The sequence below is a fragment of the Pseudomonas purpurea genome (assembly GCF_039908635.1).
Taxonomy (GTDB): Bacteria; Pseudomonadota; Gammaproteobacteria; order Pseudomonadales; family Pseudomonadaceae; genus Aquipseudomonas; species Aquipseudomonas purpurea.
Genome location: NZ_CP150918.1, coordinates 1717977 through 1731926, shown reverse-complemented (window position 1 = coordinate 1731926; position 13950 = coordinate 1717977). Strand labels below are relative to the sequence as shown.

Here is a 13950-nt window from a genome sequence, read left to right as displayed (position 1 = left end):
CGCTCCCTGATGCTGCGTTACGTTCTGCTGGCCATCGGCTGGCTGAGCGTGGCGCTGGGAGTGATCGGTATCTTCCTGCCAGTGTTGCCCACCACGCCCTTCCTGCTGTTGGCGGCGGCCTGTTTCGCCCGAAGCTCCCCGCGTTTCTATCAATGGCTGGTCGATCACCCCCGGCTCGGTCCGTGGATTCGCGACTACCTGGACGGCCATGGCATTCCACTCAAGGGCAAGGTCTACGCCATTGGCCTGATGTGGCTGAGTATCGGTTTTTCCTGCTATCTGGTGCCCCTGCCCTGGGCTCGCGGTTTCATGCTGACCAGCGCAGTGTTGGTGACGGCGTACATACTACGGCAGAAGACCCTGCAAAGAACCTGAATCACAGACAGCACAAAACCCGCCATCCTCTGGCAAGGATGGCGGGTTTTGTCGTTTCAGGTCAGACGGTGTCCACCTTCAACGAGTGGTCGTTGAGCATGCCGTTGATGATGGTCGCCGTGTCGGCACCACCGGCAATGACCCCGCCCGCGCCCGGCGTGACACCGTAGTGGGTGGCGAGGTTGACGCCTGCGAGGTCGATGGTCTGGGTCGGCGTGGCACCGGCCGAGGCGCTGACGTCGATGCTGGTGACCAACGACGCACCACTGCCCGTGACCTTGAAGTGCAGGTAGTCATCCAGCGAGGCGGAGGTTGCGTTTTCACCTTGCAGCAATTGCGACAGGTCGAGTTTGTCGGTGCCCGGCGTGAAGTCGGTGACCACATCGTGCCCGCTGTTGCCCGCCAGCCACTGGAAGGTATCGGCCCCCGGCCCACCGGTCAGGGTGTTGTTGCCCAACCCGCCGATCAGGAAGTCGTCACCCCCACCGCCGTTGAGCACATCATTACCGAGCCCGCCGTTGATGACGTTGGCGTTGTTGTCACCTGTAAGGGTGTCGTTGAAGTTGGAGCCTGCCAGGTTTTCGATGCCCATCAGGGTGTCAGTCCCGGCACCGACCGTGTTTTGCGCCGCGAGCAGGCTCAGGTCGACCGTCACCCCTGCCGCCGCATGGGCATAGCTGGCGGTGTCGTTGCCCGGCCCGCCGTCGAGCAGGTCATTGCCCGGCCCGCTGAACAACAGGTCGTTGCCATTACCGCCATGCAGCGTGTTGTTGCCACTGCCTGCAGTCAGCACATCGTTACCATCGCCGCCGTTGAGGATATTGTCGCCAGCCCCTGCCACCAACACATCGTCGCCAGAGGTGCCGGTGAGGGTGTGACCGTCCTGATAGCTGATCGTCACGGCTGCGGTGTCGCTGCCGCCATGGGTGTCGTTGGCGGTGTAGGTGCCGTGATAATCCGGGGTGATGTTGCTGGCGCCGGCGTAGTTGACCGTCATGGTCAGTTGGTAGTTTTCCGCCGCCGTGCTACCACCAGGGGTGTCGGCCACGTTGGTCAAGTGGATCTGGTAGTTACCGTCGGCAGCGGCCGTGAACGTCCCGCCATCGGCAATCGGCGTGAAGGCGCCACCGTTGAACGAGTACTCCATGGTGATGTGGCCGGCCGCCAGGTTGTGGTCCAGGTTGAGGGTTTCGCCCTGCTTGAGATTGACGGTGATCCGGTCCTCATCGTTGGCATTGCCATTCGTGACAGCCCCCAGATAGCCGGCGACCACCACCACGGCAGTCATCGCCGCAGCGTTGGCGGTGAACGAAGCACGGCCCACAGTGATGGCCTGGTTGGCGGCCGTATTGCCGGTGCCCGCAAAGCTGATCGTCTGCTGGCTGGCCGCCGTGAACTCCGCGCCCTTGGCCGCCCACCCGGTGTTGAAGGAGGTGGACGAGGCCGTGAGCGGGTCGCCATTGGCGTCGGTGTCGTTGGCCAGCAGCAGTTCACCCGGCACCACGACCGTGCTCGATAGCACGTTGGTGATGATGTGGTCGTCGAGCGCGACCGGTGGCGCGTTCGGCACGACTTTGACCACCAGCGTGGAACTGGCGAGGTCGCCGTCGTTGTCGCTGACGGTGTAGCCGAAGTTTTCGGTGATGACCACCGCCGTGGCTTTCTGTGAGGTGTAGGTGAAGTCGCCGGTGTCGAGGTTCACCACCAGGGTGCCGCCGTTGTTGGTGGCGATGCTGATGCTGTTATCGACCGTGTTGAACGTGCCGTGGTTGACACCGCCACTGAAGGTCAACGCACCTGCGTTGGCATTGCCTTTAGGGTCGTAGGTGTACGTGGTGCCGTCGACCACGATGGATTTGATGAAACCGCCATCGGCGCCGAATGTACCGCCATCCCCCAGCAATGTGCCAGTGACCGGTGCGCCTTGTACGGTACCGGACAGCACCAGGTTGAGCTGGTTGAGGTCGGTCACCACCACGGCGTTGGTGTCGGTGTGAGTGCTGCCGTCGTAGGCCACCGGGTTGAGGTTGGCATTGCTCACGCCGGAACCCAGGCCGATGGCGTAGTTGTTGATGCCATTGGCATCGAGGAACGCCTTGAGGGCCACTTCGTCTGCCGGACCGATCTCCTGCCCGGTAGTTGGCGCACCGTCAGAGAAGAAGTAGCCGACGTTCTGCGCACCCGTCAGCTTGCCGCTGGTGTTGAAAGCGGTCTGCATGGTCGCTACTGCCGCATCGTAGTTGGTGCCGCCGCCCGCCGTCAGCCCGGCCACGATGGTTTTGGCAGTGGCGACGTCGACCCAGATCGGCGTTCTGTCGGTGGCGCTGCTGCTGAAAGAGACGATCTGGACTTTCACATCCCCGAGGTCGTCGTATTTGTCGAGCAAGCTGTTGATAGCCTGCTTGGCCAGTTGCAGCCGCGACAGGCCGGGTACGCCGGAGGCGTCATTCATGCTGCCGGACACGTCGATCACCAACAGCAGGTTGGAGTCGATCTCCACGGCGGTCACCGAGCGCTCGGCCGCGACCGCTTTGGGCACGTCATCGACGATGTTGACCTGAAGGGTGCTGGTGGTGGAGTTGCCCAGTGCATCGGTGGCTTTGTAAGTGAAACTTTCACTCAGGGTATTGGCGCCGTCGTTGGCGTTCGGCGAGGTTTTCGGGGCCGAGGTCAGGGTGTAGGTGTACGTGCCGTTGGGGTTGAGCAGGATTTGCCCGTACGTACCCGTGGCGCTGCCGACCAGGGTGTAGGTGATCGCGCCGCTGCCACCAGTGACCGAACCGACCAGGGTGCCGGTGGCGGTTTCGCCGGTAGACGTCGGGTCGCTGCCGATGACTGTGCCCGCCGCCAGGTCCTGGCCATCCTTCGTCAGGTCGAGGGCTTTTTCGTAGACCGTCACGTCCTGATCGACTACGGCTTTGAGGCCGCTGTCGGTGACGTTGATGGTGATGGTCGTGGTGCTTTCATCGCCATCGCCATCACGCAGGGTGTAGGTGAACACGTCCGTGGCCCCCGGTGGGCTCACCGAGTTCGGGTTGCTGTGGTACACGGCGTTGCCCGCCGCATCCAGGGTCAAGGTGCCGTAAGTGCCGGCGATGTTGGTGCCCAGGCCGCCAATCGCCGAAGTCGCGGTGTTGCTGCCGGCGCGCACGCCAACCACCGCCCCGCCTGCTGCCGCGCCATCGGCACCGATGACGTCGTTGCCCAGCACGCTGATGTTGATCGTCGCGCCTTCAATGGCGGTCGCCACATCCGCAGTGGCGGTCGGGACGTCATCGACAATGTTCACATCGATCACGCCTGATGCGGTGCTGCCATCGGTGTCGGTGGCAACCACGTTGAAGTGCTCGGCAATGCTGTTGATGCCCAACCCGGTGGGGTGGGTTTCGTTATCGACCAAGGTGTAGCTGTAGCTGACGACGCCGGTGCTGGCGTTGTAACCGGTGATGGTCAGCGTACTGCCCAATGCGGTGGTGATCGATTGCGGGAAGCCTGCGGCCACCCCGCCAGTGACCACGTTGATACCGCCCACGGTCAGGGTTTGCAGACCGTCGAGCGCGGTCACGGTGAAGGTGCCGCTCTGGGTCAGGGCCGATGCATTCGGGCTACTGCCATCGCCGAGGTTTTTCTCGAAGACGGTGAGTTCGCCGCCCTCGACGTTCAAGCCATTAAGGGTCACCGAGTCGTCATTGTTGTGGACGTTCAGCACCAGATTCGCGGTGCTGGTGTCGCCGTCCGAGTCAGTAATGGTGTAGGCAAAGGTTTCCGTGCCGTTACCACCGCCGTGCAAGGCGAGGAACGCTGGATCAGTCGGATGAACCGTGTAGGTGTAAGTACCGTTGGCGTTGAGCACCAGCGTTCCGTACGTACCGGTAAACGTACCTGCCGTCACTGGGCCGGTGGGCACACGATCCGCGCCTTGCACATCGTTGGTCAACACATTACCGGTCAGGGTCAGCAGGCTTTCCGACGCGGTGCTGGCGTTGCTGTCGTTGACCGCTGTCGGCAGATCATCGACCACGTTCACGTCCAGCGAACCGCTGGCGGTGCTGCCATCGGTGTCAGTCGCCGTAACTGTGAAGTGTTCGCTGAGGCTGTTGGCGCCGTTAGCCGTCGGGTGCGCGTCATTACCATTGAGTGTGTAGCTGTAGCTGACAACGCCGGTCGTTGCGTTGTAACCGGTAATGGTCAGGGTGTTGCCCAAACCAGTGGTCACCGATTGCGGAAATCCTGCGGCGGTGCCAGCGGTTACTACGTTGATGCCACCCACGCTCAGGGTTTGCAAACCGTCGAGCGCGGTCACGGTGAAGGTGCCGCTTTGGGTTAACGCGGTGGCGTCCGGCACACTGCCGGTGCCAAGGTTTTTCTCGAAGACGGTGAGTTCGCCGCCCTCGACGTTCAAGCCATTAAGGGTCACCGAGTCGTCATTGTTGTGGACGTTCAGCACCAGATTCGCGGTGCTGGTGTCGCCGTCCGAGTCAGTGATGGTATAGGCGAAGTTTTCCGTGCCGTTACCGCCGCCGTGCAACGCGAGGAACGCTGGATCGGTAGGATGAACCGTGTAGGTGTAAGTGCCGTCCGCCGCCAGCACCAGGGTGCCGTAAGTCCCGTTAAACGTACCCGCCGTCACAGGACCGGTGGGCACACGATCCGCGCCTTGCACGTCGTTGGTGAGGACATTGCCGTTGAGAACCAACTGACTCTCCGAGGCAGTCCCCGCGTTGCTGTCGTTGACCGCCGTCGGCAAGTCGTCGACCACGTTCACGTCCAGCGAACCGCTGGCGGTGCTGCCATCGACGTCCGTGGCGGTGACCGTGAAATGTTCGCTCAGGCTGTTGGCACCGTTAGCGGTCGGATGAGCATCGTTGCCGTTCAAGGTGTAGCTGTAGCTGACCACTCCGGTGCTGGCGTTGTAACCGGTAATCGTCAGAGTGTTGCCCAATGCGGTGGTGGCGGTTTGCGGGAACCCTGCGGCCACCCCGCCCGCAACCACGTGGATGCCGCCCACGTCGAGGGTTTGCAAGCCGTCGAGAGCAGTCACAGTAAACGTGCCGCTTTGGGTCAACGCGGTGGCGTCCGGCACACTGCCGGTGCCAAGGTTTTTCTCGAAGACGGTGAGTTCGCCGCCCTCGACGTTCAAGCCATTAAGGGTCACCGAGTCGTCATTGTTGTGGACGTTCAGCACCAGGTTCGCGGTGCTGGTGTCGCCGTCCGAATCGGTCAACGTATAGGTGAAGGTTTCAGTACCATCGCCGCCACCCTTGAGCGCCAGGAACGCTGGATCGGTGGTGTGAACGGTGTAGGTGTAAGTGCCGTCGGCCGCCAGCACCAGGGTGCCGTAAGTTCCGTTGAACGTTGCGGCGGTGATCGGGCCAGTCGGCACACGATCCGCACCTTGCACGTCATTGGTCAGCACATTACCCGTCAGGGTCAGGTTGCTTTCCGAGGCGATGCCCGCGTTGCTGTCGTTGACTGCCGTCGGCAAGTCGTCGACCACATTGAAGTCCAGCGAGCCGCTGGCCGTGCTGCCATCGACATCGGTGGCGACGACGTTGAAATGCTCGCCCAGGCTGTTGACGCCGTTAGCCGTCGGGTGTGCGTCGTTGCCATTGAGTGTGTAGCTGTAACTGACCGCGCCCGTGGTCGGGTTGTACCCGGTGATGGTCAGGGTGTTGCCCAGCGCCGTGGTCACCGATTGCGGAAAGCCTGCGGCCGCACCGCCGCTGACCACCGTGATACCGCCCACGGTCAGGGTTTGCAGGCCGTCGAGGGCGGTCACGTTGAAGGTGCCGGTCTGAGTCAGCACCGACGCATCCGGGCTGCTGCCGTCCGCAAGGTTTTTCTCGTAGACCGTGGCTTCGCCGCCTTCAATGTCCAGACTCCGGAGGATATCCGGATCATCGTTGTTGTGAATGTTGAGCACCAGCTTCGCGGTGCTGCTGTCACCGTCCGAGTCGGTCAGGGTGTAGGTGAAGGTGTCAGTGCCGCTGCCCCCGCCGTGCAGGGCCAGGAAGGCCGGATCGGTGGTGTGGACGGTGTAGGTGTAAGTGCCGTCGGCAGCCAGCACCAGCGTGCCGTAGGTACCGTTGAACGTACCGCCGGTGATCGGTCCGGTCGGCACGCGGTCTGCGCCTTGCACGTCGTTGGTCAACACGTTGCCGCTGAGGGTCAGGGTGCTCTCGGAGGCGATGCCGGTGTTGCTGTCATCGACGGTTTTGGGCGCATCGTCGGTGATGTTGATGTCCAGCGAGTTGGTCGCCGAATCACCGTTGATGTCGTTGGCCACAACGGTGAAGTGCTCGCTCAGGTTGTTGCTGCCATCGCCTGCGGAATGGGTTTCGTTGCTCACCAGGGTGTAGCTGTAGCTGACCACGCCCGTGGCCGGGTTGAACCCGGTGATGGTCAAGGTGTTGCCGAGGGCGGAAGTGATGGATTGTGGGAAACCTGCGGCCACGCCGCCACTGACCACGTTGATGCCGCCGACGCTCAGGCCCAGCAAGCCATCGGGTGCTGAAACGCTGAAGGTGCCGCTTTGGGTCAGGGCGCCCGGGTTGCTGGCCGAGCCTTGGGCCAGGTTGGCCTCGTTGACGGTCAGCTCACCGCCCTCCACCGACAACCCGGTCAAGGTCACGACATTGTTGACCGGTGGCGGCACGGGGGTGTTGTTACCGTTGTCATCCGGAACGGCCGCAATGCGCTCCGGGACAAACTCGGGAATGCCGTTGAAACCGGCCGTGGGGAACCCGATGATCGGGTCGACACGCCCTGCCACTTCCTCAAGCAACACAAACGAATGCCCGCCCCCTTCGGCGCCAGGCGCACCGGTGCCGGTGGGTCCGGCGGCAGTCGCTTCGCCGGTCTGGGTCGGGTCGGCACCCGCGGCAATCGCTTTTTGCAGTTGTTCGACATCGGTCAACTGGGCTTCGCTGGGCGTCACCGCGTCCTGGGTATCGACATGGGATGCCTGGTGCGCCAGCAGTTGCGGGGTCATGTGCAGGCTGCTGTCACGCCCGAGGGTCAGTTCCTGGCCGTTTTGCAGATGAACCGCCACCGCGCCTTCGGCCCCGGTGACCAGTTGATCACCGGCAAACAACCGGTCCCCCTCGATCAGGGCGCGCCGGGTACCGTCACCCGCCACCGCGAAAACCTGACCCACGACCTTACTGACGATACCGATGAGCGTAGCCATGTGCATTCCTCCGCCGCCGACAACCGTCGGCATGTGGTTGTGCGAAAGAAGTGCTTCTGGCGTGACCGGGTTGCAGGGCTGGCCCTGTGCCTGACAGCTCGTTTACTCAAGATAAACAGCTCCCTGACAAGTGTCCTACCTTGCCTGTTCCTCCCAGGCTGACTGTGTACACCGTGGCAAAACCGAATGAAATCAATTCATCCGGGCCCGGACAGCCCACCTGCGAAAGCAGCGTCACGGTATTGACTTCAGGCCAAGTGACAAAAAAATGTCGCACTGAAAGCCGTGTCGCCTCCATCCCCACCAGCACTTCGACGCCCTGAGTTGCAGAATTGATGGAACTTTCCCAAGCCTCTAAAAAGTGCCCTAGCGCTTATAGAATCGAGACTTGCGGTTTGAACAATGTGCTGGATTTTTCGGAGCACATAAGTTTTTTTCGGCATAAGGCTTATGAGAAATCCTTCTTAGCTTCTCCCTAGGATGTTCTTAGCTCTGTTGTTACAAGCCTGAAACGGTTTGACCTATAAATATCGTCAATTTATTGGCGAAGCTGAAACACCATTATGGAATCAGGGAGATGCACCCATGCGCGTTTTTACCCCTCTTTGCAGCGCGATTTTGCTCGCCATGGCCTGCACTCAACAGGCCCAAGCCATGTCGCTGACCGAGGCAATCCAAAGCACCCTGGATAACCACCCGGAGTTGCGCGCAAGCCAGAACAATCGCCTGTCCGCCGATGAAGACGTGAAAGTGGCCAAGGGTGGTTTTTATCCGACCCTTGATTTGAATGCTGGCTACGGCCGTGGCTACAGCGACAACACCACCACCCGCGCGCTGGGCAATCACCACACGGAAACCCAGTGGTACACCCAATCGGAGCTGCGCCTGCGGCAAATGCTCTTCGACGGTTTCAACACGGCCAACGAGGTCGGGCGTACCAAATCGGTTTCCAACTCGCGGGCCTATTACACCCGTGGTACCGCTGAAAGCCTGGCCCTGCGTACTATCGAGGTCTACCTCGAAGTGCTCAAGCGCCGTGAACTGGTGACCCTGGCCACCAATAACCTGCAAGCGCACTTGCGGGTCAACGATCAGATCGGCCTGCGCACCCAGCGTGGCGTGGGCAGCAATGCCGACCTCGATCAATCCAAGGCTCGCCGGGCACTGGCCGAAAACAACCTCGACACCGCCCAGGTCGATCTGGCCGATGCCGAGGCGAATTTCTTCAGCGCCGTAGGCCGCATGCCCGACGAACTGGAAACCCTGCCGTCGATCAAGGGGGAAGTGCCGCCCAGCCTGCCGGATGCCCGCCAGAGCATGCTGGAAAACAACCCCTACCTGAAATCCGCCCAGGCGGACGTGAACGCGGCCGAGAGTCAGTACGAAATTGCCAAATCACCCTTCTACCCTCGCTTCGACGCCGAGGCCGCGGTGGGCGCCAACGACAACGTGCAAGGCGACCTGGGCCACGACAACGAATGGCGCGTGGGCGTGATCATGAACTACAACCTGTTCAAGGGCGGCAGCGACAAGGCGCGCCTGCAATCGGACGCACACAAGATCAACCAGGCGATGGACATCCGCAACAACGCCCTGCGCATGCTCAACGAGAACATCACCCTGGCCTGGAACGCGATGGTCAACGCCAAGAAACAAACCCCGACCGCCCGTGAGTACGCCGAAACCACCACCCGGGTACGCGCCGCCTACCAGGACCAGTTCGGCCTGGGCCAACGGACCCTGCTCGACCTGCTGGACAGCGAAAACGAGCTGTACAACGCCAACCGCCGCTACACCGAAGTGCGCTACACCGAAGAGTTTTCCATGTACCGCGTACTGGCCAACATGGGTGAATTGCTGAACAAGGAAAAAGTCGTCGTGCCGGCCGAAGCCATCGCCCAGACCGAGGTGAAAAGCGAAGCCCGCTTGCCAGATATGAGATAGGCCACTGGAGCGATCAATTTGACCAGCATGGAACCCGGCAATACAGGCGCCGACCCGCGCCTGAGCTTCGATGATCCGCTGTTGGATGGTTTGTTGATCCTCTGCAAGCTGCACGACTGCACCGTCAGCCGCGCCAGCCTGAGCGCCGGGTTACCGCTGGCGCAACAACGCCTGAGCCTGGAACTGCTGCCCCGTGCAGCGGCCCGGGCCAGCCTGCAAGCACGCGTGCTGCGCCGGGACCTGGCGTCGATCTCCGCGCTCAACCTGCCCGTGATGCTGATCCTCAAGCATGGCCGCTGCGCGGTCTTGCGGCGCTGGGGCGACGACGGCAAGGCCCTGATCCTGCCGAGCGAAGCCGAGGGCGGCGAGCAATGGGTCAGTCGCGAAGAACTGGCCGAGGAATACAGCGGCCAGGCCTTGTTCGCCCGGCCACGGCATGAACTCGAAGACTTGCGCTCACCGCTGGTGCCCCGCGTCGAGGCGTGGTTTCGCGACACCTTGAAGCTGTCGCGCTGGCTCTACAGCGACGCGATCCTGGCAAGTTTCCTGATCAACCTGCTGGGGCTGATGGTCCCGCTGTTCGTGATGCAGACCTATGACCGGGTGGTGCCGAACCAAGCCACCTCGACCTTGTGGGTGCTGTCCATCGGGCTGCTGATCGGCACCGGTTTCGAGCTGGTGTTGCGGGTGGTCCGCGCGCACTTGCTGGACACTGCCGGGAAGAAAACCGACGTGATCCTCTCTGCCACGCTGTTCGAGCGCATCACCGGCATGGCGATGAAAGCCCGCCCCGCCACCATCGGCGGTTTTGCCCAGAGCATTCACGACTTCCAGGGGCTGCGCGAATTTCTCACCGCCGTAACCCTGACCAGCCTGATCGACCTGCCGTTCGCCGCGCTGATGCTGGTGGTGATCGGTTTGCTGGGGGGCTGGCTGGTGGTGATTCCGCTGCTGGCGTTCCCGATCACCATTCTCTTCGCGATGATGATCCAGATCCGCCTGCGCGATACCGTGCAAAAAAGCCTGAGCCTGGGCGCCGAACGCCAGGCCCTGCTGATCGAAACCCTTGGCGGCCTGGAAACCCTCAAGGCCTGTAGCGCCGAAAGCGAACGCCAGCACAAATGGGAAAGCACCCACGGCGCCCTCACCCGCCTCGACAGCCATGCGCGCAACCTCTCGGCGCTGGCCACCAACGGCACGTTGTTCATCCAGCAGTTCTCCGGCATGGCAACCATCGTCGCCGGGGTCTACAGCATCATCGCCGGCAACCTCAGCGTCGGCGCGCTGGTGGCGACCTACATGCTCGGCAGCCGCGTGCTCGCGCCGCTGGGGCAAATCGCCGGGCTGATCACGCGCTACCAGCAAGCCCAACTGACCATGCGCAGCACCGATGCCCTGATGAGCCTGCCGCAGGAGCGCGATACCAAGCAGCGGCCGCTGGAACGCACCCAATTGCAGGGCGCGCTGGACGTCAGCGGCGTGACCTTCCACTACGCCGGGCAAAACGCCCCGGCCCTGGCCAACGTCAGTTTCAGCATGAAACCCGGCGAGCGGATCGGCATCATCGGCCGCAGCGGCTCGGGCAAAAGCACCCTGGCCCGACTGCTCATGGGGTTTTACGCGCCGCAAGAAGGCCAACTGCTGCTGGATGGCCTGGACCTGCGGCAACTGGATGTCGCCGACCTGCGCCAACAGATCGGTTACGTGGCCCATGACCTGCCGCTGCTGGCCGGCAGCCTGCGTGACAACCTGACCCTCGGCGCACGCTACATCAGCGACTCGCGCATGCTTGAAGTGGCCGAACTGACCGGTGTCACTGAACTGGCCCGCCAGCACCCGCACGGCTTCGACCGGCCAGTGGGCGAACGCGGCCAACTGCTGTCCGGCGGCCAGCGTCAGGCGGTGCTGCTGGCCCGCGCCTTGCTGCTCGACCCACCGATCATGCTGCTGGACGAACCCACCAGCGCCATGGACAACAGCAGCGAAGACGTCCTGCGCCAGAAGCTGCATGACTGGGTCCAGGGCAAGACCTTGCTGCTGGTGACCCACCGCACCTCGATGCTCAGCCTGGTAGACCGGCTGGTGGTGCTGGACAACGGACGGATCGTCGCCGACGGGCCGAAAGAAGCGGTCATCGATGCACTGCGCAAGGGCCGTGTCGGCTCTGCGACCGTCTAGATGCGTACACATACCCTGTGGCGAGGGAGCTTGCTCCCGCTTGGGTGCGTAGCGCCCACAGAATCTTTGAGGCTGCTTCGCAGCCCAGCGGGAGCAAGCTCCCTCGCCACAAGGTTGTGTTGGCTTGGTTTCTCTTGATTGAGGGGTATCGCCGCATGTCAGCTTCATCTACGAAAGAGCGCGGCTACTTCGGCAGTTTTCGCAAAAGTGCCGAAAGCGAATTCATGCCCGAAACGGCCGGCGCGTCCTTGCAGGACTCGCCGCGTTGGTCGCGGATCACCGTGTGGCTGGCCGCCGGGCTGATTATCAGCGCCCTGCTCTGGGCCAAATTCGCGGTGTTGCAGGAAGTCACCATGGGCGAAGGCAAGGCCATTCCGTCCAGCAAGGTGCAGGTGATCCAGAACCTTGAGGGCGGGATCGTCACCGAGATTTTCGTGCGTGAAGGGCAAATGGTGAACAAGGGCGATACCCTGCTGCGCCTGGATGACACACGGTTTCTGTCGAACAAGGGGGAAAGCGAGGCAGACCGATACGCCTTGACAGCCCAGGTCGAACGCCTGTCCGCCGAGGCGGAAGGGCGACCGTTCAAGCTCTCCGACGAAGTCATCGCCAAGGCGCCGCAAGTGGCTGAAGACGAGCGTTCACTGTACGAACAACGCCAGCGTCGGCTGGCCAGCGAGCAACGAACGCTTACCGAGCAACTTCGACAAAAAACCCAGGAACTGGCGGAGTTCCGCTCCAAACAGGGCCAATACAGTTCAAGCCTGGCGTTGCTGAATCAGGAAATGAACATGTCGGCGCCGCTGGTGGGCACCGGGGCCGTGTCGCCGGTGGAAATCCTGCGACTCAAACGCAGCGCGGTGGAAATTCGCGGTTCGCTGGACGCCACCACCCTGGCCATTCCCCGAGCGGAATCGGCGATCAACGAGATCAAAAGCAAGATTGATGAATCAGTGCAGGGTTTTCGCTCGGACGCCGCCAAGGAGCTCAACGAGAAGCGCACCGACCTGTCGAAGATCACCGCGTCCAGCATTGCCATCGACGATCGGGTCACCCGCACCACCGTGGTGTCGCCGGTTCACGGCATTATCAAAGTGCTGAAGGTCAACACCATCGGCGGCGTGGTTCAACCGGGCAGCGACATGGTGGAAATCGTGCCGCTGGAAGACAACCTGCTGATCGAAGCCAAGGTTCGTCCGCAAGACGTGGCGTTCCTGCATCCGGGCCAGAAAGCCATGGTCAAGTTCAGCGCCTACGACTACACGATCTACGGCGGCCTGAGCGCCAAACTTGAGCTGATCGGCGCCGACACCATCACCGACGACAAGGGCAACAGCTTCTACCTGATCCAGGTGCGCACCGACAAAAACCATTTGGGCGGCGACGTGAAACCGCTGCTGATCATCCCGGGGATGGTCGCCACGGTGGACATCATCACCGGCGAGAAAAGCGTGCTGGATTACCTGCTCAAACCGGTGCTCAAGGCCCGGACCGAAGCGATGCGCGAGCGGTAGTCTTCACTCAACCCCTGTGGCGAGGGAGCTTGCTCGCGCTGGAGTGCGAAGCACTCCCAAAACCGGCCAACGCGACACCCCTGATCCACCGGGGCGAATGGTTTTGGGTCTGCTACGCAGCCCAGCGCGAGCAAGCGCCCTCGCCACAGGTGATCATCCGCCGTGATTCTTCTGGTACGTCTCCTCCCCCATTGCCGCAATCTGCCCCTCGATCAGCGCCTCGAACGGCCGCAATAACGGCTCGAACGAGGTCGGCGCTTCAAGGGTTTGCAACGCCTGCGCAATCGCCTCCACCGTCGACAACGCTCCTGGCCCCGGCGCCTTGCGCAAGCGATAACGCGACACCGCGCCTTCGGCCAGCGTCACGCGGGGCAACGCCGCCAGCAGCGGGTTGAGGTGCAGCATTTTTTTCGCCTTGCGCCAGGTGCCGTCCGGCACCACCAGCAACAGCGGCTCGTCTGACGCAGCGTAAGCCTGCAACGGCTGCGCATCGTCCGCCGGAAACAACAACCGCGCCTGATACCCCGGCTGATTCAACAGCGCCGGCAAATCCTCGAACACCTCGCCCACGATCAACTCGGCATTCTTCAACCCCAACGCCGCCAGCCGGGCCGTGTTCAGTGCATGGTTCACTTCGCTGGGGTGCTGCAACAGCAACACCCGGGTGCGGCTATCGAGGCTCGGGATCAGCGCACACAGGCAGTGGGTTTGTGGGCGCAGGCAGCGCGGGCATTGGGTTCTGGACATGGT

Annotated in this window: 6 protein-coding genes; 4 read left to right on the top strand and 2 right to left on the bottom strand. The window is 62.3% G+C overall.

Features of this window, described 5'->3' with window-relative positions:
• The first annotated feature begins 9 nt into the window (after positions 1 to 9).
• Positions 10 to 375 carry a YbaN family protein gene (locus tag AABM54_RS07695; protein ID WP_347906147.1) on the top strand — a complete coding sequence of 122 codons (366 nt, stop codon included), beginning with the start codon at positions 10 to 12 and terminating at the stop codon, positions 373 to 375.
• 61 nt (positions 376 to 436) lie between these two features.
• Here the strand turns inward: AABM54_RS07695 and AABM54_RS07690 are convergent, their stop codons facing one another.
• A complete protein-coding gene (locus AABM54_RS07690) occupies positions 437 to 7564 on the bottom strand; it encodes a retention module-containing protein (RefSeq protein ID WP_347904677.1) in 7128 nt (2375 codons plus the stop codon).
• Positions 7565 to 8149: 585 nt separating this feature from the next.
• On the opposite strand from AABM54_RS07690, the gene AABM54_RS07685 reads away from it, so the two are divergent.
• The 3 genes from AABM54_RS07685 (at position 8150) to AABM54_RS07675 (ending at position 13200) form a co-directional block, all read left to right on the top strand.
• The gene (locus AABM54_RS07685) at positions 8150 to 9508 is read left to right on the top strand and encodes a TolC family outer membrane protein (RefSeq protein ID WP_347904676.1); all 1359 of its coding nucleotides are present in this window, start codon (positions 8150 to 8152) and stop codon (positions 9506 to 9508) included.
• A gap of 18 nt (positions 9509 to 9526) precedes the next feature.
• A complete protein-coding gene (locus AABM54_RS07680) occupies positions 9527 to 11686 on the top strand; it encodes a type I secretion system permease/ATPase (RefSeq protein ID WP_347904675.1) in 2160 nt (719 codons plus the stop codon).
• A 155-nt stretch (positions 11687 to 11841) separates the two neighbouring features.
• The gene (locus AABM54_RS07675; protein ID WP_347904674.1) at positions 11842 to 13200 is read left to right on the top strand and encodes an HlyD family type I secretion periplasmic adaptor subunit; all 1359 of its coding nucleotides are present in this window, start codon (positions 11842 to 11844) and stop codon (positions 13198 to 13200) included.
• 153 nt (positions 13201 to 13353) lie between these two features.
• Here the strand turns inward: AABM54_RS07675 and AABM54_RS07670 are convergent, their stop codons facing one another.
• Positions 13354 to 13947: a DTW domain-containing protein gene (locus tag AABM54_RS07670; RefSeq protein ID WP_347904673.1), complete on the bottom strand. Its 594-nt coding sequence runs from the start codon at positions 13945 to 13947 to the stop codon at positions 13354 to 13356.
• Positions 13948 to 13950 lie beyond the last annotated feature (3 nt).